At 69.2% G+C, this 25,813-nt stretch carries 24 protein-coding genes; 9 read left to right on the top strand and 15 right to left on the bottom strand.

The annotated features are described in order from the left end of the window. Nucleotides 1-62: 62 nt before the first annotated feature. The 3 genes from MK177_04945 to MK177_04935 all read right to left on the bottom strand — a co-directional run bounded on the left by MK177_04945 (nt 63) and on the right by MK177_04935 (nt 2,997). The gene (locus MK177_04945; GenBank protein MCH2426663.1) at nt 63-920 is read right to left on the bottom strand and encodes a hypothetical protein; all 858 of its coding nucleotides are present in this window, start codon (nt 918-920) and stop codon (nt 63-65) included. Between the two features lie 73 nt (nt 921-993). Continuing rightward, on the bottom strand, nt 994-1,680 hold the full coding sequence (locus tag MK177_04940) for a hypothetical protein (protein ID MCH2426662.1): 687 nt from the start codon (nt 1,678-1,680) through the stop codon (nt 994-996). 141 nt (nt 1,681-1,821) lie between these two features. Then, nucleotides 1,822-2,997 carry a Na/Pi symporter gene (locus tag MK177_04935; protein MCH2426661.1) on the bottom strand — a complete coding sequence of 392 codons (1,176 nt, stop codon included), beginning with the start codon at nt 2,995-2,997 and terminating at the stop codon, nt 1,822-1,824. A 110-nt stretch (nt 2,998-3,107) separates the two neighbouring features. Here MK177_04935 and MK177_04930 point away from each other — a divergent pair, with 110 nt between their 5' ends. Then, complete coding sequence (locus MK177_04930; GenBank protein MCH2426660.1) at nt 3,108-3,368, top strand: WhiB family transcriptional regulator; 261 nt, start codon at nt 3,108-3,110, stop codon at nt 3,366-3,368. 161 nt (nt 3,369-3,529) lie between these two features. Here MK177_04930 and MK177_04925 read toward each other — a convergent pair whose 3' ends face one another. The 4 genes from MK177_04925 to MK177_04910 form a co-directional block, all read right to left on the bottom strand. Beyond that, the gene (locus MK177_04925) at nt 3,530-3,805 is read right to left on the bottom strand and encodes a hypothetical protein (protein ID MCH2426659.1); all 276 of its coding nucleotides are present in this window, start codon (nt 3,803-3,805) and stop codon (nt 3,530-3,532) included. Between the two features lie 116 nt (nt 3,806-3,921). After that, nucleotides 3,922-4,101, bottom strand: coding sequence for a twin-arginine translocase TatA/TatE family subunit (locus tag MK177_04920; protein MCH2426658.1), 180 nt, complete (start codon nt 4,099-4,101; stop codon nt 3,922-3,924). Between the two features lie 54 nt (nt 4,102-4,155). Then, nucleotides 4,156-4,440: a WhiB family transcriptional regulator gene (locus tag MK177_04915; GenBank protein MCH2426657.1), complete on the bottom strand. Its 285-nt coding sequence runs from the start codon at nt 4,438-4,440 to the stop codon at nt 4,156-4,158. 138 nt (nt 4,441-4,578) lie between these two features. Further along, nucleotides 4,579-6,591 carry a hypothetical protein gene (locus MK177_04910; protein ID MCH2426656.1) on the bottom strand — a complete coding sequence of 671 codons (2,013 nt, stop codon included), beginning with the start codon at nt 6,589-6,591 and terminating at the stop codon, nt 4,579-4,581. A gap of 206 nt (nt 6,592-6,797) precedes the next feature. Between MK177_04910 and MK177_04905 the strand changes: the two genes are divergently transcribed. Further along, nucleotides 6,798-7,652, top strand: a complete 855-nt coding sequence (locus MK177_04905) for an enoyl-CoA hydratase (protein MCH2426655.1) — start codon at nt 6,798-6,800, stop codon at nt 7,650-7,652. Between the two features lie 54 nt (nt 7,653-7,706). On the opposite strand, the gene MK177_04900 is transcribed toward MK177_04905, so the two are convergent. Then, nucleotides 7,707-9,125, bottom strand: coding sequence for a magnesium chelatase (locus MK177_04900; protein ID MCH2426654.1), 1,419 nt, complete (start codon nt 9,123-9,125; stop codon nt 7,707-7,709). Nucleotides 9,126-9,314: 189 nt separating this feature from the next. On the opposite strand from MK177_04900, the gene MK177_04895 reads away from it, so the two are divergent. The 4 genes from MK177_04895 to MK177_04880 all read left to right on the top strand — a co-directional run bounded on the left by MK177_04895 (nt 9,315) and on the right by MK177_04880 (nt 15,354). After that, nucleotides 9,315-11,462, top strand: coding sequence for a hypothetical protein (locus tag MK177_04895; protein MCH2426653.1), 2,148 nt, complete (start codon nt 9,315-9,317; stop codon nt 11,460-11,462). Nucleotides 11,463-11,637: 175 nt separating this feature from the next. After that, entirely contained in the window at nt 11,638-12,537 is a 900-nt protein-coding gene (locus MK177_04890) for a succinate dehydrogenase cytochrome b subunit (GenBank protein ID MCH2426652.1), read from the top strand. A gap of 2 nt (nt 12,538-12,539) precedes the next feature. After that, nucleotides 12,540-14,492 (top strand): fumarate reductase/succinate dehydrogenase flavoprotein subunit, encoded by a 1,953-nt coding sequence (locus tag MK177_04885; protein ID MCH2426651.1) that lies wholly within the window; start codon nt 12,540-12,542, stop codon nt 14,490-14,492. A 79-nt stretch (nt 14,493-14,571) separates the two neighbouring features. Next, nucleotides 14,572-15,354 (top strand): succinate dehydrogenase/fumarate reductase iron-sulfur subunit, encoded by a 783-nt coding sequence (locus tag MK177_04880; GenBank protein MCH2426650.1) that lies wholly within the window; start codon nt 14,572-14,574, stop codon nt 15,352-15,354. 400 nt (nt 15,355-15,754) lie between these two features. On the opposite strand, the gene MK177_04875 is transcribed toward MK177_04880, so the two are convergent. Beyond that, complete coding sequence (locus MK177_04875) at nt 15,755-16,609, bottom strand: alpha/beta fold hydrolase (GenBank protein MCH2426649.1); 855 nt, start codon at nt 16,607-16,609, stop codon at nt 15,755-15,757. 95 nt (nt 16,610-16,704) lie between these two features. On the opposite strand from MK177_04875, the gene MK177_04870 reads away from it, so the two are divergent. Beyond that, complete coding sequence (locus tag MK177_04870; protein ID MCH2426648.1) at nt 16,705-17,142, top strand: acyl-CoA thioesterase; 438 nt, start codon at nt 16,705-16,707, stop codon at nt 17,140-17,142. Continuing rightward, complete coding sequence (locus MK177_04865) at nt 17,142-18,086, top strand: DUF368 domain-containing protein (GenBank protein ID MCH2426647.1); 945 nt, start codon at nt 17,142-17,144, stop codon at nt 18,084-18,086. Before MK177_04870 ends, MK177_04865 begins: the two co-directional genes overlap by 1 nt. A 6-nt stretch (nt 18,087-18,092) precedes the next feature. Here the strand turns inward: MK177_04865 and MK177_04860 are convergent, their stop codons facing one another. Together MK177_04860 and MK177_04855 are read right to left on the bottom strand one after the other, a co-directional pair. Beyond that, the gene (locus MK177_04860; GenBank protein MCH2426646.1) at nt 18,093-19,280 is read right to left on the bottom strand and encodes a hypothetical protein; all 1,188 of its coding nucleotides are present in this window, start codon (nt 19,278-19,280) and stop codon (nt 18,093-18,095) included. Beyond that, nucleotides 19,277-19,627, bottom strand: coding sequence for a PEP-utilizing enzyme (locus MK177_04855; GenBank protein ID MCH2426645.1), 351 nt, complete (start codon nt 19,625-19,627; stop codon nt 19,277-19,279). Before MK177_04855 ends, MK177_04860 begins: the two co-directional genes overlap by 4 nt. A gap of 166 nt (nt 19,628-19,793) precedes the next feature. Here MK177_04855 and MK177_04850 point away from each other — a divergent pair, with 166 nt between their 5' ends. Beyond that, nucleotides 19,794-20,162 carry an SCP2 sterol-binding domain-containing protein gene (locus MK177_04850; GenBank protein ID MCH2426644.1) on the top strand — a complete coding sequence of 123 codons (369 nt, stop codon included), beginning with the start codon at nt 19,794-19,796 and terminating at the stop codon, nt 20,160-20,162. Nucleotides 20,163-20,209: 47 nt separating this feature from the next. Here the strand turns inward: MK177_04850 and MK177_04845 are convergent, their stop codons facing one another. The 4 genes from MK177_04845 to MK177_04830 form a co-directional block, all read right to left on the bottom strand. After that, nucleotides 20,210-21,199: a malate dehydrogenase gene (locus MK177_04845; GenBank protein ID MCH2426643.1), complete on the bottom strand. Its 990-nt coding sequence runs from the start codon at nt 21,197-21,199 to the stop codon at nt 20,210-20,212. A gap of 138 nt (nt 21,200-21,337) precedes the next feature. Next, on the bottom strand, nt 21,338-21,970 hold the full coding sequence (locus tag MK177_04840; GenBank protein ID MCH2426642.1) for a PIG-L family deacetylase: 633 nt from the start codon (nt 21,968-21,970) through the stop codon (nt 21,338-21,340). Nucleotides 21,971-22,106: 136 nt separating this feature from the next. Then, entirely contained in the window at nt 22,107-23,948 is a 1,842-nt protein-coding gene (locus tag MK177_04835) for an ABC transporter ATP-binding protein/permease (GenBank protein MCH2426641.1), read from the bottom strand. After that, nucleotides 23,945-25,750 (bottom strand): ABC transporter ATP-binding protein/permease, encoded by a 1,806-nt coding sequence (locus tag MK177_04830; GenBank protein MCH2426640.1) that lies wholly within the window; start codon nt 25,748-25,750, stop codon nt 23,945-23,947. Before MK177_04830 ends, MK177_04835 begins: the two co-directional genes overlap by 4 nt. Between the last annotated feature and the right edge of the window lie 63 nt (nt 25,751-25,813).

Below are 25,813 nucleotides of genomic sequence, written 5' to 3'. Positions count from 1 at the left end.
GGGCCGGGTCGGGCCCATCGGCGGGATCGGTCCCCGGGAGGTCGGCTGCCACGGGTCGGAGGCTACGGGCCGCCGGTCGATCCGCCCTCTGCCCGACCATCCAGCCAGGATGCAGACCACTCCACCAGGGGAAGCTGCACGTCGGCGGCGCTGGCCGGTACGAGGGGGGTGACGGTCGCCCACCCGGCCCGGAGCAGAGCGCTGTCGGTGCCCTCGGGCACCGGTCGGTCGTTGGGTACCAGGTCCAGGTCCAGCCCGTGGTCGTCCCGCCCGGTGATCACGGTCCGCACGCCGCCCACCGGGGCCAGCCCGGCCCACCGCAGGCCCAGCACGTCGACCCGCGGCGCATCGGGCACGTTCAGGTTGAGCATGGTCCGCGCCGGTGCCGCCACCAGCCACGGCAGCACGGTCCGGACAAGGTCTGCCGCCGTCTCCCAGTGTGGCTCCGGCCGGCCGGCCCGGGCGCCGGGCCCGTCCCCGACCGACGTTGCCACGTCGGACACGGCCACGTCGAGGCTGACGGCCAGGCCCGACCAGCCGAACCGTTCGCCGGCCAGGACGGCGCCGATCGTCCCGGAGAACAGGGTGGATCGACCGGTGTTGGGACCGCGGTTGATCCCGGCTACGACCATCTCAGGTGGCTCGCCGAACCCTCCCAGGTCGGCCAGCATCGAGATCAGGGCCGGTGGAGCGCCCACCGAGTACCCGGTCGTCGTCGATCCGTCCGGACCCGGAAGGTCCACCCGGTCGACCGGCACGCGGTCGGGGTCGTCCAGCGGTCCCAGGCAGGCCGAGGCTCCGCTCCAGTCCCACGACGGTGCGGCCACCAACGGCTGGTGCCCTGCGGCGACGACCGCTGCGGCCAGGGAGTGCAGGCCGGACGAGGTGATCCCGTCGTCGTTGGTGACGAGGATGCGCATGGTCGTCGACCCTACGGCTGCCGGTCCCGTTCCCGGGGATCAGCGGCGGTCCGGGGATCGGATCCGAACCTGTTCAGGCGTCGCCCTCGCGGCCCTCGTCGTCCTCGTCGTCCTCGTCGAAGTAGTCAAGGCGGTCCACCGGCATGACCACGGCGGTCACCACGTTCAGCGAGTGGGCGGTAATCCGCTTCAGGAACCGGTAGAGGAGCGCCCTGGGCACCGCATGGTGCGCCGACCCGGTCGAGTGGACGAGCTCGGTGACGAGGTCGTCGAACTCGTGGCGCATCTCATCGCCCCGGGCGATGTAGGCCCGGGCCGCCTCGACGTCTCTCATGGTGAGGATCTCGCCCATGAGGGCGATCCGGGATGAGATCTCGTCACGGAATCCGAGGATGCGGTCCAGGTCGTCGGCGTCCAGGAACGACACGCCCTGCTCGGCCAGGTCGAAGACGTTCTTGTTGTAGTCGCCAATCCGCTCGAGGTCCTTGACCATGTTCATGAACACGAGCATCTCGGTGGCGTCACCGTCGGCGTGGACGGAGAAGTGGACGACCAGCTCGCGGCGGATCTCCATCTCGGTGACGTTGATCCGGCGGTCAGTGCGCCGGACCTCTTCCCCCACCGAGGCCACCGAACCACCGGTGATGGCGTTCATGGCCAGGTCGAAGGTGTGACGGGCATCGGTCACCATGCGCTGTACCTGTGCCTCAATGTGATCTATGCCGCTGTCCTCGCTGCGGCGGAAGAAGCTCATGACCATGGGATGTTCTCCTGGTTGCTGGGTGTCCTGGCGGTCCTGCGGGGTCCGGGTCCCCTAGAAGGCGGGCCCTTGCCGCTTGTGGGGTCGGGTCTAGTCACGTCTCGTCGGATGTTCCAGTGGTTCGATCCTGTGTACATGAGATCAACGAAGAATGAGCACGCCGAGCAGCGGTATGACCACGAACATGCCCACCGCATAGACGATGGCCGTGCTGCGTCGTTCGACGGCCAGATCCGACAGGCCCGTCGCCAGGCGCAGCGGTATGCGACGCATGGCGCGGATCGGATAGAAGAGGACGATCCCGCTCACGTTGAACAACGTATGGACGATGGCCACGGTGACCGCGGCCGGATTGCCGGTGGCCAACGAGGCCAGCAGGGCCGTGACGGTGGTACCGACGTTGGCCCCGAGGGTTACCGGGTAGATGTTCTCCAGCGTGAGGACGCCGGAAGCGGCCAGCGGCACCAGAACCGAGGTGGTGATGGACGACGACTGCACCGAGATGGTGATGACGGCACCCAGCAGGATCGCCACGGCACCGGAGCCGGCACCCAACGTCCGGTTGATGGCCGCCTCGACCCGGTCCGCCACGAGCAGGCGCATGTTGCGGGTGATGTACGCCAGTGCCAGGAAGATGAACACCAGGCCGATGACGATCATCAGCCCGCCCTTCCAGTTCCCGCCTGCCCCGAAGCTCGACAGCAGGTCCTCGACCCAGCCGGCCGGCATCTTCACCGCAGCCCTCAACGGGCTCTTGAACTCGGCACCCGAACTCCCGATCACGCGCTCGGTGATCCAGCCGGCGGTCTCGGACAGGTAGCCGGTGGCCAGCTCGAGGGGCAGGAAGACGAGTACCGCCAGGATGTTGAAGAAGTCGTGCACGGTCGCCGCGGCAAATGCTCGACGGAACTCGACATCGCGACGGATGTGCCCCAATGAAGCCAACAGGGCTGTGACCGTCGTACCCACGTTGGCACCCATGACCATCGGCACGGCGTCGTCGGCGCCTACGACGCCGGAGGCCACCAGGCCGACGATGACCGAGGTCGACACCGACGACGACTGGACCAGCACCGTGGCCAGCAGGCCCACGAAGAGACCACCCAACGGGTTCGAGACCCCCTCGAAGAGGCTGTCGACGAAGCCCGCTCCCATGGTCCTGAAGCCGCCGCTGAGCAGCTCCACACCTGTCAGGAACAGGTAGAGCAGCGCAACTACCAGGAGCGCCCGCGCCGGGGTTGAAACCTCGCGTCGGGAGGACCCCATGGGAGAGAGGGCCGAGCGTCCGGTGTCCATCAGCGTCGCGGGGGGTTCCACGTGCCACCGGAATCCGGGAATATCCGGGCTTTACCGAGGTTTTCGGTCCGATGTGGGAGAAATACACCAATCACGGGCGGAGCCGACGAGAAAGTAGAGAACAACGACCCATGGACACGATCTGGATGGCACGGGGGGTTTGCGCGAGCAGCGATCCCGAGGTCTTCTTTCCCCACGACGGCATCGGCGTCGAGATAGCCAAGTTGGTCTGTGCAGACTGCACCGTCACCGCGCCGTGCCTGGAGTACGCGCTGGCCAACCGCGTCGAGCACGGCGTCTGGGGCGGCTGCTCGGAACGCCAGCGTCGCCGAATGCTGAAGGCCCGACGTGCCGCGGCACGCAAGGACGAGCTGGTGGCCGTGGCCGCCTGATCCCCCGGGGCGACCCCTCCACGCCCCGTTCCGGCAGCAGCCCCGACCATCGTCGGGGTTGCTGTCCTTTTGGTCGGGGATGCTCCCGTTCCAGCCGGGGCTGATCTCGCCACATGGGGCAGGTGTCCGCTGGTCGAGGGACGGTGGCCCATGCGTGGGTTCTAGCCCTCGTCTTCCTCGTAGCCGAGGTCCCACGAGATGAGGACGTTCTCGCGCTCGGCATCGCGGTTGATGCGCTCGCGGTTGCGTCGGAACTGCGGGTCATGCGGCGGGAGCAGCATCAGGCGGGCGTGTACCCGGTCCCGGAAGGACTCGATCAACCGAGCATCGCCGAAGGTGGAACGGACCTCCCAGTGGGGAGCGGCCGGGCCCAGGTATACGACCCTCACGTCGCCGATCGGCGGCTGTGGCGGGAGTTCCTCGGTGAAGTTGCTCATCGGCGTGGATCACTCCTGGAGAGAGGGGCCGGCACGGCGGTGCCCGCTGGTCGACTGGCGGCCCGGCAGTGTACCCATCACCTCACCGGGTCGGTCGGGCCGATGGCACCGCTGGCTCAGGAGTCGGTGTCGCCGTCGACCTCGGCCTGGCCCTCGGCCAGCCCCTTCTGGAGCTCCTTCTGGGCCCGGCCCAGGTTGCGGGCAAGCTTCGGAATCTGGCTACCACCGAACATGACCAGAACCACTATGCCCACGATCAGGAGCTCCTGGGTACCCAGCACTGCTAGAGCGTTCATGGATACACCCTACTCATGGGCCTAGCTCGTTGACCGCCCGCCCACGGCCGCCGGTCAGACCGCCTCGACAGCCCGCTCTGCGGCCTGTCGCTCCAGCGCGCGCTGGCGCCGGATGCGGCGCCGCTCGCGCTCGCTCATACCGCCCCAGATGCCGAACTTCTCGCCGTTCTGCAGGGCGTACTCGAGGCAGTCGTTCTGGACGACACAACTCCGGCAGACCTCCTTGGCCTCCCTGGTGCTCGCACCGCGCTCCGGGAAGAACAGGTCCGGATCCACCCCGAGGCAGTTGGAGTAGTCCTTCCAGTCCGTGTCCAGATTGGGCTTCGCGATGATTCCCATCGTCACTGCCGCCTTTCCGCTGGCTTGCACGTCCCCCCGATGGGGGAAATCCCCGTGAGGAAGTCCCAGCAGTGGAATTACACCACTGTGATTCCCGGAATTGCAAGGGGAATCACGGTTTTACGGGAAACTCCGGGCTCAGCGGGCCACCCTGCGGTTCTCCACAAAGTCGACCAGGACGTAGTCGCCCAGGTTCTCGTTGGTGGTGAAGAAGGCCCGCCCCCCGTTCATCCGGGTGATGTCCTCGATGAACCGGGCCAGGTGCGGTGTGGCATCCAGCACGAAGACGTTGATGCGGATGTCCTCACGGGTGCACCGTCGCACCTCGCGAAGCGTCCGGTCCACGGTCTCCCGGGTGGGCGGATAGCTGAACAGCGGCCGGCCGTCATCTGCCAGGTGGGCTGTCGGCTCGCCATCGGTGACCATGATGATCTGCCTGTTACCCGACTGGCGGGCCAGGATCGCACGGGCCAGCGCGAAGCCGTGCTGCATGTTGGTGCCGTACACGTAGTCCCAGGACACCTCGGGGAGTCGCTCCGGTCGGATCTCCCTGGCCACCTCGCTGAACGTGACAACGCCCAGAAAGTCCCTGGGGAACCGGGTGGACATGAGCGAGTGCAGGGCCATCGCCATCTTCTTGGCCGGGAGGAAGTTCCCCCGCATCGGCATCGAGAGGGAGAGGTCCAGCATCAGGACCGTGGAGGCCCTGACCTCGGACTCGGTGCGTTCGATGGCGAAGTCCTCGGGAGCGAGAACCACCGGGACGCCGGCACCGGCCCGGGAGACCGCATTGCGGACCGTCTGCTCGATGTCCAGGTCGAAGGGGTCGCCGAACTCCCACGGGCGGGTCGTGAACTCACGTTCGTGGCCCAGCCCCGCCCGGGGCTGCTCGTGACGTCCGGACCGGTCCAGGCTGAGTCGCCGGTAGAGGTCGGCCAGGGCATTCTGCCCGAGTCGCCGGATGGCCCTCGGCGTGAGGGTCAGGTGGCCCTCGGTGTTGTCGATCAGGCCCGCCTCGGTGAGCAGCCGTGTCATCTCGGCTAGGCGATTCAGGCTCTCCGCCGACTCCTCGTCGAGCAGGTCCCGGACGCGGTCGGTGTCCACCTCGGCCAGGGCGCCGGGCGAGGACGCCCCCCGGAGCATCTGCTCGAGCTGCCCGAGCTCGGCCAGCTCCTCCATCGCCTCGAGGGCTCCGCCCAGGTCGAGGGGCTGGTCGCCGGTGAACTCGTGGGACTCATCCCATCCCATCCGCGGAAAGATGTCGCGCAGCGAGTCGCCCAGTCGGGAGACCTGCCACTGGAGGTCCAGGTCCTGCATCAGCTGGTCGGAAAGCTCCTGGAGCTGGGCACGCTGCTCGGGCGCCATCGAGTTGAGGACCTGCCGCATGGCCGCCATGCGACGGGCCAGCACCTCCAGGAGCTCGTCCAGCGTCCGCGGATTCTCGGGGAAGAAGTCCCCGAACCGCTCCATGAAGGCGTAGAAGTCCGGCTCCAGGCCCGCTGCCCGCTGCCCGAGCATCCGGTTCAGCTCGGCCAGCATGTCGGCCATACGGGATCGGTCCTCGGGCGTCATGGCCTGCGTAGCGTCGGAGACCTGCTGCACGAACTGCTGCATGAGCTGGTTGCGGAGCTTCTCCAGGAGCTCCTCGAAGTTTCGCCGGGCCTCCTCCGATGCGAAGTCGTGCTCCTGGAGTCCGCGGACCTTCCCGGCCAGGTTCTCGTGCTCCAGGAGGTCCAGGTGGTCCCGGCGGGCCTGCCGGGCCTCGTCCACGACGGGCGCACCCCGATCAGTCGCATCCGGTCCGGGACCATCCAGGGCGGTCCGTTCCACGTCAATCACCTCGCGTAGGGCGTCGTCGATCTCGCCGAACACACCGCCCAGGTCGTCGCGCTCCAGGCGCTCCCGCCGGGCACGGCGCAACTTCTCGAGGATCTCCCGGATGCCCTGGAGATGGTGACCCCCGACGTCGAGGCCGTGCTGCATCATGTGTCGCAGGGCCGCCTCGGGGTCACCGTGCTCTATGAGCTCGTCGCCCATGGCCTGGAGGAGGGCATCGGCATCGAGGTCCGGGACGTCCTGGGTGCCGTCCCACCGGGAGTAGGTGGACCGTCGAGTCACCCGACGGCGTGTCCAACGTCGCCAACGTGTCACGGATCGACCCTAGCCCCGGCGTTCCGGACGGCTACCCGTCGGCTAGGCGACCACCTTCGGACGACGTTCCGTACGGCGCCCTGTCGGCTCGGCCCCCACCCTCGCTCCGCGGTTGGGCCGTCACCGGAACCCTCCCGTAGCGTCGGCCCACACCGACCGCCACGACGGCCGACAACGACTAGCCGCCACGAAACCATGGAGTTCCCATGCCCATCAACCCCGACGCCGCCGGTTCGGTCGGCGAACCGACCGAGATCTCCTGGACCTCCAAGCAGAGCCTGCTCTACTCCCTCGGCATCGGTGCCGGCGTAGCCGACCCCACCGGCTTCGAGTTGGAATTCACCACCGAGAACTCGGACGGCATCGCGCAACGGGCCTTTCCCACCCAGTGTGTGGTCATCGCCGGCGGTCGGAGCCCCGGCTTCGGCGACTTCAACCCCATGTTCCTGCTCCACGCCGAGCAGGAGATCACCTGCCACCGGGAGATCTCCGCCGCGGGCTCGGGCATCGCCACGGGGAAGGTCGGAGAGATATACGACAAGGGCAAGGCGGCGCTCGTGTACCTGGAGACCGACGTCACCGATCCCGACGGGAACCCGCTGTGGTCCACCCGTTCGGGGTTGTTCATCGGCGGCGAGGGCGGCTGGGGTGGCGACCGTGGCCCGTCCAACGACTGGGAACTCCCCGACCGCGAGGCCGACCACGTGGTCACCTACGACATCAGGCGCGACCAGGCCCTCCTCTACCGGCTCAGCGGCGACCGCAACCCGCTGCACTCCGATCCGACCTTCGCCGCTGGGGCGGGCTTCGACACCCCGATCCTCCACGGGCTGTGCACCTACGGGTTCATCGGCCGCGCGCTCCTACACGCGCTCTGCGACTCTGACCCGGCACGGTTCGCCTCCATGGGTGGCAGGTTCAGGTCGCCGGTCATGCCCGGGGAGACGCTGGACGTACGCGCCTGGGTGGACGACGGGCCCGATGGCGAGCGGGTGCTGTTCCAGACCCGGGTCGGCGACCGCGTGGTCTTCGACGCCGGTGTCATGACCCGTAGGGCGTGACGCGCCACACATCGAAATGCGCCTCCCCGCAGGGCAACCCGCCCGGCGGGTTGGTCAACCGCGGTTCCGGTACCGGGACCCGCTTCCGGTCGTCACCTTGTTGAGGCGCTTGGACAGGTGCAGGCCCTCGAGCACCAGCTCCACGGCACTGGCGACCAGCGCCGGTGGAGGATCGCTCCCATCCGGCTCGTCTCCCAGGAGGACGGCGGCCGCCGTGGCCAGCGCCGGAATCTCCAGGGCCACCTCCACGTAGGCGGCTGACCCCACGGCCTCACCGACCGACACGCCATCGTGCTCCTCGAAGGCCTCAACCACGCCCCGGTGCAGCTCGCCGGGGACCACCTCACGGAACACCCCCAGGACGGCCGCCCGGACGATCCGATCCAGGATCTCGCCGTCCCGGTCCTCGTCAATGCTGTCGACCTCGACCTTGCCGGCCATCGAGGCGGTCAGGGCATCCAGGTCCGACACCCTGGGCACCGCCACGGTCTCACCGGACCGCAGGGCCCGACGGATGGCGCTGGCCGCCATCGCCTCCTGGTTGGCGACGCTCATCCTCACCGACACCCCGGACCGCTGGTTCAGGTGCGGGCTGCGTCGGGCCTCGTGGCTGATCGTCGCCACAACCCTGCTCATGAACTCGGGCACGGCCACGGTCAGCCCGTCGACCTCGGGGATGGACGCCTCCTGTTCCACGATGTCCATCTCGACATCGGCGTCCAGGGGGTAGTGGGTCCGGATCTGGGAGCCGAAGCGGTCCTTCAGCGGGGTGATGATGCGACCCCGGTTGGTGTAGTCCTCGGGATTGGCCGAGGCAAACATCACCACGTCCAGGGGTAGGCGGATCCGGTGGCCCCGGATCTGAATGTCCCGTTCCTCCAGCACGTTCAGCAGGCCGACCTGGATGCGCTCCGACAGGTCCGGGAGCTCGTTGATGGCAAACAGGCCGCGGTTGGTCCGAGGCACCAGGCCGTAGTGGAGGGTCAGCTCGTCGGACAGGTAGCGGCCCTCCGCCACCTTGATCGGGTCGATCTCACCGATCAGGTCTGCGATCGAGGTGTCGGGGGTGGCCAGCTTCTCCCCATAGCGGTCATCGCGGTGCACCCAGCCCAACGGGGTGTCGTCGCCAAGCTCGGCCACCAGGACCCTGGCGTGGCGGGACACCGGCCGGTACGGATCGTCGTTGATCTCCGAGCCGACGACGATCGGCATCCACTCGTCCAGGAGCCCGGTCATGCTCCGGATGAGTCGGGTCTTGGCCTGACCCCGCTCGCCCAGGAAGATCACGTCGTGCCCGGCGAGCAGGGCGTTCTCGAGTTGTGGGAGCACGGTGTCCTCGAACCCCAGGACCATCGGGAACAACGGCTCCCCGGACCGGATCCTTGCCGCCGCGTTGCGGCGGAGTTCCTCGGCTACCGGCACCGACTCCCAGCCGACCGAACGCAGTTCACCAAGCGTGGTCGGTCGCGTCATGGCGGGCACCCTAGTGACGGGCACCCCGGTGACCGGCACCTTGGTAACCGCACCCCTGTTACAGACACCTTGGCAACCGCACCCCGGTAGCGGTCACCCTGGTAGGAGAGTTCTCGCCGCCGTCCAGCCACGTCGGGAAGCCGCGCAGTCGCCCCGCCCAACCGCCGAGCCACCGGTAGCGTCGCCGTCATGGAGCTCCCGGGGCCCTGGCGGGCCCATGTGGCCGACGACGCCCTCCGCCGGACCTTCCCCGCCGACGACCTGGACGATGGCGACTGGACGGAGGTCGCCGTCCCCGGGCACTGGCAGGACGAGGCCGACTTCAGCGGGGAAGAGGGCCCGTTGCTCTACCGGACCCGGTTCCCGACCGTGGAACCGGCCACCGACCAGCGGCTCTGGCTGGAGTTGGACGGGGTGGCCTACCAGGGCGACGTCTGGCTGGACGGTTCCTACCTCGGCCCCACCGAGGGGTACTTCCACCGCCACGCCCTCGAGGTCACCGATGCCGCCCGCTCCCGATCCGAGCACCTGCTGGCCGTGGAGGTCACATGTCCAAGGGTCGGCAACCCCGACGAGAAGCGCACCCTCACCGGCTCTACCCAGGGCGGCCCCGGGGACGTAAACCCGGGTGGCATCTGGCGACCGGTACGCCTCCACCGGACCGGACCGATCCACCTCCGCCACGTCCGCGTGGTGTGCACCCACGCCACCGACAACGTGGCCACCCTGGCGTTGCGCGCAGTGGTCGACGCCGACCGTCCACGGTCCGCTGTGTTCCGGACCCGGGTTCTGGGCATCGACCACCGCCACGGCCAACCGCTGGCCGGGGGTGAGAACCGGGTGGAGTGGACGGTTCGGGTACCCCGCCCCCCCCTGTGGTGGCCTGCCGAGCTCGGCGACCAGCCCCTCAACGACGTGGTGCTGGACGTGGCCACCGAGGACGGCCTGGTCAGCGACACCGCGGTCCGCACCATCGGCTTCAGGTCGGTCCGGATGCGCGACCACATCTGGCAGGTGAACAGCGAGCGGCTGTTCCTGCGTGGGGCAATCGTCCCGCCCCTGGACCGCCGCCTGTCATCGGTGACCGTCGAATCGGCCGCCGCCGACCTGGACCGGGCTCGCCAGGCCGGCCTGAACCTGCTGCGGGTGGCCGGCCACGTATCGGCGCCAGCCCTGTACGAGGCGGCCGACCGTTCCGGGATGCTGCTCTGGCAGGACATGCCCCTGACCGGCGGCTACCACCGGGAGGTACGCGGACAGGCGGCCCGACAGGCCCGGGAAATGGTCGACCTGCTGGGCCACCATCCGTCGGTGGTGGTGTGGTGCGGGCACGATTCTCCCGACCCGGTCGACCGCACCAGGGCAGCGCCGCGGCTGCTGGAGCAACAGCGGCCGACCTGGAACCGAACCGTCCTGGACCGCACGGTCCGCAGGGCACTGGACCAGGCCGACCCATCCCGACCGGTCATCAGCCATTCAGGGGTACTCCCCAACCTGCCCCACCTGGACGACGCCGACAGCCACCTGTGGTTCGGCTGGTACAGCGGTCGGCGCGGTGACCTGGACGACTACCTGGACCGCCTGCCCCGGGTCGGCCGCTTCGTGTCGGCATTCGGGTCCCAGTCGGTTCCGGAGGGCTCTCCCGCCCTCGACGACGGCACCCTCGACCCGGCCACCTGGCCAGACGTCGACATGCTGCGTCTGGCCGCCAAGTACGGAGCCGAAGCAGACGTGCTGATCCGGCGGTTCCCGCCGGCCGACCATTCGGACGCCGGATCATGGGCGGCAGCCACCCGCCGCCATCAGGCCGAGTTGCTGCGGATCCAGATCGAGTCACTGCGACGTCGCAAGTACCTCCCCACCGGGGGCTTCGCCCTCGACCGCCTGCTGGACGGGTCCCCGGCCATCTCCGGTTCCCTGCTGGACCACGGTCGGGTTCCGAAGCCGGCCTTCGAGGCCGTCGCCGCAGCCTGCGCGCAGACGATCGTGGTGGCGGACCCTCCACCCGTGTCCATCACCCCGAGGTCGACGATGCGCTGCCGGATACTGGTCGTCCACGACGGCCGGACTCCGATAGACCACATCCGGGTGGACGCCGTGCTCACCGTGGCCGGCCGGGATGAGACATGGTCGTGGGGTGGCTCGATCGAGGCGGACTCCGTCACCCTGATAGGGACGGTCGAACATCGACTCGGCGACGCCACCGGCGAGGTGGTGCTGGACCTGCAGGTGACGCAGCCCGGACCAGATGGCGGAGCACGCAGTGGAGAACGCTCCGGCCCGGACGGCGGGCGGACCGCCACCAACCACTACCGGGGCCGCATCGGCGCAGGCTGAAGGTCGGCCGACGCGACACGTCACCCGGCGGTCCACCGGGCCCGTCATCCAGCCCGGCGATCCGCTATCTGGCCCCACCATCCGCACGGACCGTCCCAACGACCACGCGCTACCCTCGTCCCGGCGATCATCCCGGCCCGCCTGCCGCCACGGTGATCTCCCGAGGAGAGAGTCCATGGCACAAACCACCGACCAGCGCTACCGCGTGGCACCGGTCCAACCACGCGGACGGGAATGGCCCTTCCCGTTGAACCTCTACCAGTCGGCGGTCGGCCGCAAGTGGGTCATGGCCCTGACCGGCATCGGCCTTATCGGCTTTGTCATCGTCCACATGGTCGGCAACCTCCACGTGTACGAGGGTCCGGCCCGCATGCACGAGTACGCCGAGTCCCTGCGGACCATCGGCGGTGGCCTGGTCCCCAAGGGTGGCGTGCTGTGGCTGATGCGCCTCGGCCTGTTCACCATGTTCGTCGTCCACCTCCACTCGGCGATCACCCTCAGTCGTATGAGCGGCAACGCCAGCGAGAAGGCTGGTCGCATCAGCGGCGCCAAGAAGTACGAGGGCGGCCGGGACCACGTGGCCGCCACCTATGCCAGCCGGACCATGCGCTGGACCGGTCCGATCATCGCCCTGTTCGTCCTGTTCCACCTGGCCGACCTGACCTGGGGCTGGTGGCTGGGCGACGACTTCGTGTCGGGCGACCCGTACCACAACGTCGCCGAGTCGATGGGCTACCTACCGGTGGCCATCATCTACGTGGCGGCCAACATCGCCCTGGCGTGGCACGTATTCCACGGTGCCTGGTCGATGTTCCAGAGCCTCGGGGTGAACAACCCCCGCTACAACCACCTGCGACGCACCCTGGCCACGGCGCTGGCAGGCCTGATCCTGGTTGGAAACCTGAGCTTCCCGATCCTCACCCAGGCCGGGCTGATCGACGAGGATGAACGGGTCTGTCCGGTCGGTGAGGTCGAGGGCAACGCCTGCCTGGCCGAGGAGGCCGAGGGTTCGGCGGCCGACCGGCATACCACCGATGGGAACACGACCGATTCGGCGGGGAGCGTGTCACCGTGACCATGGATACCCACGTGGACACCGGCACGAGAACCAGCCCACGCCTGGACGGGAAGGTCCCGGCCGGGGACATGGCGGACAAGTGGGAGAACCACAAGTTCTCCATGAAGTTGGTCAACCCCAACAACAAGCGGAAGTTCGACATCATCGTCGTGGGCACGGGCCTGGCCGGCGCCTCGGCGGCCGCCTCGCTCGGCGAGCTGGGTTACCGGGTGAAGGCGTTCACCTTCCACGACAGCCCCCGACGGGCGCACAGCATCGCCGCACAGGGCGGCATCAACGCGGCGAAGAACTACCCGAACGACGGCGACTCGGTGCACCGCCTCTTCTACGACACCGTCAAGGGCGGCGACTACCGGTCCCGGGAAGCCAACGTCCACCGGCTCGCCGAGGTGTCGGTCAACATCATCGACCAGGCCACGGCCCAGGGCGTGCCGTTCGCACGCGACTACGGCGGGCTGCTGGACAACCGTTCGTTCGGCGGCGCCCAGGTGTCGCGCACGTTCTACGCCCGGGGCCAGACCGGACAGCAGCTCCTGATCGGTGCCTACTCGGCCCTCATGCGCCAGGTGGCGGCCGGAACCGTCGAGCTGCACAGCCGCGCGGAGCTACTCGACGTTGTCCTCAAAGACGGTCGGGCCTGCGGGATCGTCACCCGCGACCTGCTCTCCGGCGAGGTCACGCCACACTCGGCACACGCCGTCGTGCTGGCCACCGGGGGCTACGGCAACGTCTACTTCCTCTCCACGAACGCGATGATGTGCAACGTCACCGCGGCCTGGCGGGCCCACAGGCGGGGTGCCTTCTTCGCCAACCCCTGCTACACGCAGATCCACCCGACGTGCATCCCGGTCAGCGACGACTTCCAGTCAAAGTTGACCCTCATGTCCGAGTCGCTCCGCAACGACGGACGGATCTGGGTCCCCACGGCGTTCGATGACGCCAGGGCTGCGGCCGACGTGCCCGAGTCCGAGCGCGACTACTACCTGGAGCGCAAGTACCCGGCCTTCGGGAACCTGGTACCGCGTGACGTGGCCTCCCGGAACGCCAAGACGGTGTGCGACGAAGGGCGCGGCGTGGGCCCGCTCAAGAACGGCGTGTTCCTGGACTTCCAGGCGGCAATAGCCCGCGACGGGGTGGAGGCCATCGCGGCCAAGTACGGGAACCTGTTCGACATGTACCACCGGATCACCGGTGAGAACCCGTACGAGAAGCCCATGCGTATCTACCCGGCGATCCACTACACGATGGGTGGACTCTGGGTGGACTACCACCTGATGACCACGGTGCCCGGCCTGTACTCCATCGGCGAGGCCAACTTCTCCGACCACGGGGCCAACAGGCTGGGGGCCAGCGCGCTCATGCAGGGCCTGGCCGACGGCTACTTCGTACTCCCGTACACCATCGGCGACGACCTGGCGGGCCTCCTGGGCCAGTCGGCGGTTCCGACCGATGACCCCGTGTTCACCGAGGCCGTGCGCGGCGTGGAGGAGGAGCAGAAGCGCTGGCTGTCGATCAACGGCACCAGATCGGTGGACCACTACCACCGGGAGTTGGGGCGGCTCGTCTGGGGGTACATCGGCATGGCCCGCAACCGGGCCGGGCTGGAGAAGGCCCTGACCGAGATACCGGCGCTCCGCGACGAGTTCCGCCGGGACGTGCGCGTGCTGGGCAGCGCGGCGACGCTCAACCAGTCACTCGAGAAGGCCGGCAGGGTGGCCGACTTCTTCGACCTGGCCGAGCTGATGGCCCGGGACGCCCTCCAACGGGAGGAGTCCTGCGGCGGCCACTTCCGTGAGGAGCATCAGACCCCTGATGGTGAGGCACAGCGGGACGACGAGAACTTCGCCCACGTGGCGGCATGGGAATGGCACGGCGAGGGCATGGCCCAGACCCGCCACCGCGAGGAGCTGACCTTCGAGAACGTGGCGCTGTCACAGCGCTCCTACAAGTAGGGCGGCAGGGCCGGCCAGGCGCACCGCACGACAGGGACCAATAGACCGAAAGACCGGAACCGGAGAGGACCACGACGACATGGCCGGAGGACACGGCGAGACCATCAGCGTCACCCTCAGGGTGTGGCGCCAGGACGGCCCCGACGACGCGGGCCGGTTCGACGTCCACCAGCAGACGATCAGCACCGACGCCTCGTTCCTGGAGATGCTCGACCTGCTGAACGAGCAGCTCAACGGCGCCGGCGAGGAGCCGGTGGCCTTCGAGAGCGACTGCCGTGAGGGGATCTGCGGCACCTGCGGCGTCATGATCAACGGCCGGGCCCACGGCCCCCAGAAGGCCACGGCCACGTGTCAACTCCACATGCGGGAGTTCCGGGACGGCGACGAGATCGTGGTCGAGCCGTTCCGGGCTGCCGGATTCCCGGTGATTCGCGACCTGGCCGTCGACCGCTCCCCGTTGGACCGGATAATCGAGGCCGGAGGCTACATCTCGGTCGGTACGGGTGCGGCGTCCGATGCCAACCTGATCCCGGTGCCAAAGGTGGCCGCTGACCAGGCATTCGACGCCGCCGCCTGCATAGGGTGCGGCGCCTGCGTGGCCGCCTGCCCGAACTCGGCGGCACAGCTGTTCACATCGGCCAAGCTCGGCCACCTCGGGCTGCTCCCGCAGGGCCAAGCCGAGCGGTGGAGCAGGACCGAGTCCATGGTGGAGACAATGGAGGAGTTCTTCGGCTCGTGCACCAACCACGGCGAGTGCTCGGAGGCCTGCCCGAAGGAGATCTCGCTCGACTTCATCGCCTTCATGAACCGCGACTACGTGAAGGCGAAGGTCAGGAACCGGGCCCTGGCCGGTCAGCGCTGACGGCCGGCACCCGGCATTCGCCAATCAAGATGGCCACAGCGGTTGACAGATGAGCCCCGTGGCGCGACGGTTTCAAAGTTGTCTCGCCCCTTCGGCGGGGTGGTGATCGACGCAGTCCCCAATCGCGATCGAGGGAGGGCACGACGTGCGATCCGACCGGTTCGAAGGACGGTGTCGAGCCCCGCCTGGCGGGTGAGCCCGAGGCCCCTGCACCGAGCCGGTCCCCTCACGCTCTCGCGACCAAAGCCCTGCTGGGCCATGGAGAACGTTGATGCGCGACGACTCGAACAGGGCCCCGACGGAACGGCGTCTTCCCACCCGCCGGGAGGGCGTCGTTTCCGCGTCCGGCATGGTCGGTCCACGCGTTCAGGCCGGCAGGCCGGCCTGCAGGTGGGTCAAGTCACGCCCCGCGGACCAGGTGGGCCCTCATGCAGTCCATGAACTCGGGCACGAGGCCATCGGGCAGCTCGTGGCCCAGGTCCTCCACCAGCCAGAGTTCGGCGCGGGGAATCCCCTCGGCCAAAGCCAGGGCGTGCTCGACCGGGAACACCGGATCCGCAGTTCCGTGCACGACGAGGGTCGGCGCCACCACCTCACCCAACCGGTCGAGCCGGGAGGGCGAGGAGTTGACCGCCGGACCGTGTCCGGACTCCGGATACCAGCACCGCTCCACCTCATCGAGGGCCACCCGGATCCGGTCCTCGATGGCCACCGGATAGCGACTCCCGGCGAACATCTCGTCCAGTTCCACGATCCAGGCCACCCGTTCCCCATGGCTGGCCGGGGGTGGGGCGAAGAGCCGCTCTGCCATCCTGTCGACCAGCCAGTCGGCGGCCGGGGGCAGGCTCTCGTCGCCCAGACCCGGGGTGGAGCCCAGCAGCGTCAACGTGACCACCCGGTCGGCATGGTCCAGCGCCATGACCTGACCGACCATGCCCCCCATGGATCGGCCGATCAGATGTGCCCGGTCGATCCCATGGCCGTCCATGACCGCGCAGGCGTCATCGGCAAGATCGTCCAGCGTGTAGCCGACCTCCACAGGCACCTTGGTCGAGAGGCCGCTGTCCCGGTGGTCGTAGCGCACGACGCGATGGCCGAGGGCCAGCAGTGGCTGGATCAACTCCGGCGTCCAGCGCGTGCAGTGCGAATCGGCTCCCGAGACCAGCAGAACCGCGCCGCCCTCCGATGCCGCGGACTCCGGCTCGAACACCTCGGAATGGATCTCGACTTCGAACGGTGAGCCTGTACCTGCCATGGAGTCGAGGGTAGCCCTGTGCCATCGGACGCCAGCCCGCCGACAGCCCCTGGGCGGCCCCGGCCCCGGGAACGCCGACGGCTAGCGTCACCTGCGTGCCGAATGCTCCGACCGCTCCCCATCGCCATCCGGTCAAGGTCCGCTTCTACGAGCTGGACCCCTACGGCCACCTGAACCACAGCGTCTACGTGCAGTTGTTCGAGACCGGCCGAATCGAGCTGCTGGACGAGGCGGGGCTCGGCCTCCACGACCTGGAGGGCGACGGCTACCGGTTCGTCGTCTCCCGGATCGCCACCAGGTTCCTGGTCCCGGCAATCGCCAGCGATGCACTGGTCATCGAGACGGAGGTTCTGGAACTGCGTCGGGCCTCGTCCCGGTGGGGCCAACGGCTCCTCCGCGGAGACGAGGTGCTCGCCACCCAGGAGGTGGTCGCGGCGGTGACCGGCACCAACGGGAGGCCCACCCGCTTCTCCGCGGACATGGCCTCCCGCCTGGCCCCCTACCTGGTGTCAGACGGGGATACAGGGGCCTGATGGCGGGCACGGGGCAGCACCACGACCCGACCCGTCCCGACACCCGCACGGTGTTGACCCAGGTGGGGCGCGGTGCCTGCATGGGAGCCGCCGACGTGGTCCCCGGCGTGTCCGGCGGAACGCTGGCCCTGCTGTTCGGGATCTACGAGCGGTTGCTGGATGCCATTCGCTGCGCTTCCCGGGCGCTGGGCCGGTTCGCCCGGGGCGATCTCCGTGGCGGCCTCCGACATCTGGGCGAGGTCGACTGGTGGTTCCTCGTCCCCCTGCTGGTCGGGCTGCTGACCACGGTCGTCCTGCTGGCTGGCGTGATCGAGGACGCCCTCGTCGACCACCCGGAGCCCATGGCCGGCCTGTTCCTGGGCCTGGTGGTGGCCTCGGTGCTGGTGACACGTCGCAACGTGGCGTGGACACCTGGGCGTCTCGGCACTGGCGCGCTGGTGGCCGTCCTGGTGTTCGCCGGACTGGGACTCCAGGGTGCTCCGGTAACCGATCCGCCACTCCTGGCGCTGCTGGCCTCCGGGGCGGTGGCCGTGTGCGCCATGGTCCTGCCGGGCATCTCCGGCTCATTTCTGCTGCTCATGCTCGGGATGTACTCCGCCGTGATCGCGGTGGTGGACGAGCGCCTGCTCGTCGACGCAGCAGTGTTCGGCATCGGTGCGGTGGTCGGCCTGGCGTGCTTCTCCTCGGTGCTGGCCGGCCTGCTGGAACGGCGCCACGACGACGTGCTGGCAGTGATGGTCGGGCTGATGGCGGGTTCCCTGCGGGTGCTCTGGCCATGGCCCTACGGGGTGGGCGTGGTGAGCCGCCACGCTGAAGAGACGGTGGGAGGCGCCGGCCTCGGATGGCCGGACGCCGCGGGTGGCCTGGTGGTGCCGACCGCCCTGGCCGTGGCGGCCGTCGTCGTGGTGCTCGGCGTCGACCACCTGGCCCGTTCGGAAGGCTGATCCGCCTCAGGCGAAGGCCGGATAGATGTCGGCGTCCGGATCGCGCTCCGGCGGATCCATGTCGGCAGTGACCAGCGGGTACAGATCTGCCGGTGTGTCCCGGGGACACGTCCAGTCGATGTCGTCGGCTACGCCGGCCATCTCGGCGAACGGTCGCAGGAAGGTGAAGTAGACGTAGGACCCGCAGGCGATCCGCTCGTCGCGGCCCATGGCGACTATGTCCCGGTAGTGCTGCCTCTGGGCGGCCTTCGCCGCAACGGCAGTGGCCTCCAGGTCCCGGTCCGAGAGCGGAACCGGCAGCCCACCGGGTACGACCCCATCGGTCCTGAACAGCCCGAACCCCGTCAGGTGGTCCAGGTAGTTCTCGGGCGTCGAGATGGTCGTCCCGTAGTCGGTGATCGTCACGTCCACCTCCGGACCCAGGACCAGGGCCGCGGTGAGGTTCCGGTGGGGCACGTTGGCGGCCACGCCGGACCAGGCGAAGTCACTCTCGGCCAGGCGGTAGAAGTCCCGGACTATCAGGGTGCGCCCATCATCCAGGCGGTACGGACCGGTGTCTGCGTGGCCCACGCGGGTGTCGAAGTAGAGCAGGAAGAGGTGGTTGATGATCGTGGCGTTGGCACGACGGATCCGGTCACGGCGTTCGTCGTCCACCCAACCGGCCCCGGCGGCCAGGTGGGACACCATGTCGGGGTGGAACACGTCGAGGCGGTTTCCCACCTCGGCGGCATGCAGGTGCCGGCCGCCCCTGTAGGCCCGTGAGGCGCGGGCCCAGAAGTCGAGCACGGTGTGGGTCCGCTCGACGGAGTCCAGCGTCGGGTCGACCATGGCCATGACGTTTCGGCCGATGAGGAAGAAGTTGGCCAGCCCCCACAGGAACACCGAGTCGACCTGGCAACCGGGCCGTCGGGCTGCTGCACCGATCTCCTCTGGCGACATGGCGGCTGTGATCGTGGCCACCGCCTCCGGGTACCGCAGGAATGCCTCGATGCACGACACGGTCACGTACGGGGTGACCGGGATGAGCTGGGACGAGTAGGACGTGCGTTCGGCGACCAGCCGCTTCGTGACCGGGTTGATGGCGGCCAGCCAGGCGTTCACCCGGTCACGGTCCGAGCCTCCGTTCCCGCCGTCGGCATAGGCGGCCGGTCCACCCGAACCACCGTCGGCATCCCCGCCCGGATCGGCGATCATCCGGCCACCAGAGAGATCACGCCCTCGTCGCCCGAGCCATCCAACTCCACCTCGGTCCCGTCGTCCGGGTCGTAGGTGAGCCCGGCGGCGATCACACCGGGGATCCGATACTCCCGGCTGATTATCCCGATGTGGCTCCGGATGGTGCCACCGGTGCACACCACGCCGGCCAACTCCTCGAAGATGGGGCCCAGGAACGTGGCACCCGCATCCCTGATCACGGCCACGATTCCGTCGGCGCCGTGGTCCATCAGGTCCAGGACGTCATCGGGGCCCTCCAGGCGACGCCACCGGCCGCGACGGGGCCCGTAGTCGTAGGTCTTCTGGCCACGCCCGATCTCGGTCACGCGGTCATCCCTTCGTAATCCCACCTCGGCTCCGCTCCCGGCCGTGGCGACCGGGATGGTGGAGCGGACCGTAGCCGTCACCGCGGTGTCCGGGCGGAGCGGAACAGGCTGCACACCCGCCATGCGGCAGCCACCGGCCTGAACCCGGCACCTAGGCTGCGCAACCGTGGTCGAGCCCCTCACCGACGCCTGGATCGAGGCCATGGACGTGGCGGCGTCGACCCATAACGGGCTCCGGAAGGCCACCACCGAAGTGGTCCTGGTCCTCGAGTACCGGGTGGTCGACGGCGCCACCTGGCACGTACGTATGGAGCGGGGAACGGTCGGGGTTATCGCCGGTCCGGCGGACGAGCCGGACCTCCGCTTCACCACCAACTCGTCCACCGCCACCGCCATGGCCAACGGCACCCTGGACCCGCTACGGGCGGTGATCGACGGCGACGTGGTCCTGGGCGGCGACCCACGGGTGCTGGTGGACCATCGGGCCGTGATGGACGGCCTGGGAGACGTGTTCGCCGCGGTCCGCGCCGGCTGACCGGGTTACCGCCGACCGGCAGGCCTCCCGCTGGCCGGGTGCTCCGCCTAGATCAGCCCGAGATCCCGAACCATGTCCCGCTCGGAGGCCAGCTCTGCGACCGAGGCATCGATGCGGGCCCGGGAGAAGTCGTCGATCTCTAGGCCCTGGACGACCTCGTAGGCACCGTCCGCGCAGGTGACCGGGAACCCGCACAGCAGCCCCTCCGGCACGCCGTAGCTGCCATCGGACGTAACTCCCATGGAGACCCAGTCGCCAGCCGGGGTACCCGACATCCAGTCGTGCACGTGGTCGATGGCCGCATTGGCCGCCGAGGCTGCGCTGGAAGCTCCCCGCGCTTCGATGATCGCCGCCCCACGCTGCTGCACGGTCGGGATGAAGTCGCCCTCCAGCCACGCCTGGTCGTCGATCACCGCGGCGGCGGTGCCACCTGGAACCTCGCAGTGGACGAGGTCCGGATACTGGGTGGCGGAGTGGTTGCCCCAGATGGTCATCCGCGACACGTCGTTGACACTCGTGCCGAGCTTCTGGGCCACCTGGGTCAGGGCCCGGTTGTGGTCCAGGCGCATCATGGCCGTGAAGCGCTCGTCGGGCACGTCCGGTGCACTGTTCATGGCAATCAGGCAGTTCGTGTTGGCCGGGTTGCCGATCACCAGGACCCGCAGGTCGTCCGCCGCGTGGTCGTTCAGGGAACGCCCCTGGCCGGTGAAGATGGCACCGTTGGCCTCCAGCAGGTCCTGGCGCTCCATGCCCTTGGACCGGGGACGGGAACCGACCAGGAGGGCGACGTTCGCCCCGTTGAAGGCGGTCCCGGGATCGTCGCTCAACTCCAGACCTGCCAAGAGCGGGAAGGCACAGTCGTCGAGTTCCATTGCCACGCCGTCTAGGGCTCCCATGGCCGGGGGGATCTCCAGGAGTTGGAGGACGACCGGCTGGTCCGGGCCCAGCATGGCACCGCTGGCGATTCGGAAGACGAGGCTGTAGCCGATCTGGCCGGCGGCGCCCGTTACGGCGACTCGGACGGGGGTGGGGCTCACGGGATGCTCCTCGGAAGCGGCTGTCGAACGGATACGAGGCTACCGATCGCCCGGATCTCGGTCCGCAGCGCGTGGGCGTGACACGCGGCTCACGTACGGGGCCTGCCCGAATGAGGCCAGCATCGTTCTGTCGCCCGCTCAGCGGGCGACCGGCAGGAACACCTCCGAGTTCCGGGCGAAGTGCTCCAGGAACCCCGCCGGGAGAATCGGACGGTGACCGTCGACGGGCCGCACCTGGCTGGCGTAGGCGGCGATGCCAGCCTGCTTGCGGGCCCTCAGGTCGTCATCGAACGACCAGGCCACGGCCCCGTCGAACGGGATGGACGGCGATGACGGATCGTCCCAGTTCCAGGACCAGATCGGGAACCTCGCGAACGGCACCGCCAGGTCCCGACAGGCGTCGCCGGCCACCCGACCGCACACGTCGTGGTCGGGATGACCGTCGCCCTCCCAGGGAGCGAGGCACCAGCCGGCGCCGTCCAGCAGGGGCGTCAACTGGTCGGCCAACCGATCTGCATGGTTCGAGGCGGCGCCGTCGGGCAGCGCCAGGCGGTGGCGGGAGGCCACGATGCCGGCCGCCGCATAGGCCCGGTCGGTCTCGGCCAGCCGCCGACCCACCAGGTCGTCGCGGGCGCTCCCGGTCAGGTGCGGATGGGACAGCTCGCCGTCGGTGACGGCCACCACCCTTATCTCCGTCCCGGCGTCCGAGGCTGCAGCCAGGGTGGCACCGGCGGCCAGCAGCTCGTCGTCCGGATGGGGAGCCACGACCACTATCGGTCCCGTAGGCGGCCAGGGCCCGTCGACGGGAGCAAGGCTGGCGACCACCGCGGCCCACTCACCGGCCCTCCGACCCGTCACCGGGTCCAGCGGTTCTCCCGGGCCATGGTGATCCAGCGGCTCCCGCGGCTCAGACATCGGTTCCAACCACGTCCGACGTCCCGACGGACCCGACGGCACGGGTGTTGCCCATCCACGAGGCGTGGAGCCCTGCGTAGATGCCGCCCCGGTCCAACAGTTCGGCGTGCGTACCACGCTCGGCTATCCGGCCGGCGTCGAACACCAGCACGAAGTCGGACCGCTCTGCCGTGGAAAGCCGGTGGGCGACGCTGACCGTGGTCCGGCCGACGGCAAGGCGCTCCAGCGCCCGCTCGAGGGCCATCTCGGTCTCGGGGTCGACGGCTGAGGTGGCCTCGTCCAGGATCAGGAGCCCCGGATCGCCCAACTGGGCCCTGGCCAGGGCCACCAGCTGCCGCTCGCCCACCGACAGGCCCTCGCCCCGCTCGCCCACCCTCGTGTCCAGGCCGTCGGACAGGCGGTCCACCCACTCCCGTAGGCCGAGCAGGTTGATTGCCGCGTCGACGTCGACGTCGGTGGCACCGGTCCGGCCGAAGCGGACGTTCGCCCTGACGGTGGTGTCGAACAGGAAGCCGTCCTGGGGGACCATCCGCACGGCCCTTCGCCGGTCGTCGGGTGACGCGTCCCGGAGGTCGATCCCACCGACCAGCACCAGACCTGCCGTCGGATCAGCCAGCCGGGCCAGCAGTTTCACGAAGGTGGTCTTTCCCGATCCGGTCTCGCCCACGACCGCCACCGAGGAACCTGCCGGCAGCACCGCGTCGATCCCGTGGAGGACCCTGTCGCCGGTCCGGTAGGCGAACTCCAGGGCCTCGACCCGCACCTCCAGCGCCCCGCCGGGAACCGGCCTCGGCTCGGCGGGGTCGACTACCTCCACCTCGGTGTCCAGCACGTCCAGGATCTTCCACCACCCAGCCAACGCCGTCTGGGTCTGGTCCAGCACCTCGCCCAGTTCGGTGATCGGGCCCACCAGCAGGTTCGACAGGAACACGAACGCCACCAGTTCACCCGAGCTCACGCCCCAGCCACCACCCCACCAGACGCCGGCACCGATGACCGAGGCGATGGCCGTCACCCCGAAGGCGTCGGATGCGGGCAGCACCAGCGAGAAGTAGCGGGCCGCCACCATCTGCTGTCGGTACTGGGTGTCTACGGCGGATCGGATCCGACGGCGGGTCGGCTCCCGGTAGCCGTAGGTACGGACCACCTCGACCCCGTGCACCGTCTCGGAGATCACCCCGAGGGTCTCCGAGACCCGGGTACGAAGCAGGTCGTAGGCGAGCAGTTGGCGCTTCTGCATCCAGCGCAGGATCGGCAGCAGGGGGATGTGCAGGCCGAGGGTCACCAGCGTGAGCTGCCACGAGTAGGCGGCCATGATGGCCAGCACGGCCACGATCTGGACCGAGTTGATGATCCACGCCACGGCGCCCCACTGGGCGAACTTGGTCAGGGTCTCGACGTCGCTGGTCACCCTGGCCGTTAGGGCGCCCTTGCTGGATGCCGTGTGCTCGGCGAGGCTCAGCCGGTGGAGGTGCTCGAACGTGCGCACCCGCAGGCCGTAGAGCACGTTCTCGGCCGTCTGGACCAACCGGTAGTAGGTGGCCCGGCCCAGCTGGATGCTGCCGATGACCAGCGCGGCGGCCCCTCCGGACAACACCAGCACCCGTCCCATCCGTACGCCGTCGGCGCTGACCGCGCCGTCCAGCACCGCCTGGATCGTCAGCGGTACCAGCAGCTTGGAACCTGCGACGGCCAGGGCCATGCAGGCGGTGAAGGCCAGCCCGTCACGGAGTTCCGGCGAGGCGGCCAACCCCCGTCGAAGGACGCCGAAGGCGCCGGCACCCTCGATGTCGTCCAACGCCCGCGCCTCGCGGGCCGGGTCTGCGCTGCTCACCGGCTGTCCTCCTCGTAGGCACGGGCCAGGGCGGCATAGGCGGGTACGTCCAGCAGGTCCTCGTGGGTGCCCGAGGCGGCGATGCGCCCGCCGTCCAGGAACAGGACCCGGTCGGCCAAGCGGATGGTGGCCAGTCGGTGGGCTATGACGAGCAGGGTCGGCACCGCTCGGTCCGAGCTGGCAGGTCCGGCCGACGGCGTGACCCTGAGGTTTCGGAGGATCCCGGCCTCGATGGTGGGGTCGACGGCCGACGTGGAGTCATCCAGCACCAGCACCCGGGGCCGACGGAGCAGGGCCCTGGCAATGGCCAGGCGTTGGCGCTGTCCGCCCGACAGGGTCACGCCCCGCTCTCCGACCACGGTGTCGAGGCCATCGGGCATCGACGCCACGAACCCGTCGGCCGCCACGATGGCCAGGACATCCTGGATCTCTTCGGCCGGTACGTCGCGCCCCAGGGTCAGGTTGTTCAGAACGGTGTCGGCGAAGAGGAAGGTCTCTTGGAGGACCGGAGCCACGACGCCGGCTGCGCCGTCCGAACCGAGGTCGGCGACGTCGACTCCACCGAGCAGTATCCGGCCACCGGTTGGCGGGACGAGGCCGCAGAGCAGGGAGACCACGGTGCTCTTACCCGAGCCGGTGGCACCGACCATGGCGACCGACTCTCCGGGCCGCACCCGGAAGGACAGGTCTACCAGCACCGGGGCCTGGACGGGCGTCCTGGCGGTCGGGGCCCGACCGGCAACCAATCCGGCAGGCGGGTGGGCGTAGGACACCCGGTCGAACTCCACGGCGACCGGATCCGGTACGTCGGGCACGGGGTCCGGCCTGGACTCGGGGCTGACTGCCAGGACACGGTCGATGCGGTCCATGGCGACCACCGAGCGCGGCATCTCCTGGAACATGTAGCCCAGGATCTCCATGGGCAGGGTCAGGATGCTGAACAGGGACATGGCCCGGACCACGTCTCCGATCGACACCGACCCTCGGCCCACCAACCACGTGCCCAGGACCAGCAGGACGATGACCCCGAGGTTGGGCAGCGAGTAGATGACCGGCGCGTATCCACTGCGGAGCCGACCGGCCTCCAGGCGGTGCCCGCGCAGTTCGTCCGCCACCTCGGCAAACCGTTCGAGCTCCTCGCGCTCCCTGCCGAGGGTCTTCACCACCATCACGCCGTCGAGGCTCTCGTGGGCGATGCCCGAGAGCACGCCGACCGCAGCCTGGCCCCGAGCCGATGGTGCCTCGACGGCCCTGGTGAAGCGTTGGTTCAGCACCGTCAGCGTCGGGAACAGGAGCAGGGCTACGCACGCGAACAATGGGTGGACGGCCAGCAGGCTGGCCAGCGAGGCCAGCGCCAGCACCACGACCGACATGGAGAACGCCAGCGGCATGAGCATGGAGGTGGCCACCTCCACGTCGGCATCGGCATGGGCCAGCAGGAGGCCGGCCGGCCTGGAACGGTGGAAGTCCAGCGGGACGTCCAGGAACCGGTCCGTGACCGCCAGCCGCCAGGTCCGCTGGGTCCTGCTGATCGCCAGCATGTTGAACCATCGGCGGACCATGATCGACGCAGCGCGCACGACGCCGATACCCACGACAGTGGCCACCGCGATCAGCAGGGACCGGCGGGTGACGCCGTCGCCGTCCAGGCCCGGAACGATCACCTCGTCGGTTACCCGACCGATGACCACGGTGAAGCCCACCACGGCCAGGGCGAACACGTTGGCGCCCATGATGGCCGTGGCGTGGGCCAGCGGATGGGCCCGCAGCGAACGTCGGGTCAGCCGCCACCCGCGCCTCACCACGCTCTCAGGGATCCCCGAGGCGGTACTGGACCGCGGCACGGCTGCGTCCCCGGAGGTCAG

This window comes from Acidimicrobiales bacterium, assembly GCA_022452145.1.
In the GTDB taxonomy this organism is placed as follows: Bacteria; Actinomycetota; Acidimicrobiia; order Acidimicrobiales; family MedAcidi-G1; genus UBA9410.
The sequence above is the reverse complement of the archived record's forward strand: the minus strand, read 5'-3'. Positions and strand labels throughout refer to the sequence as shown.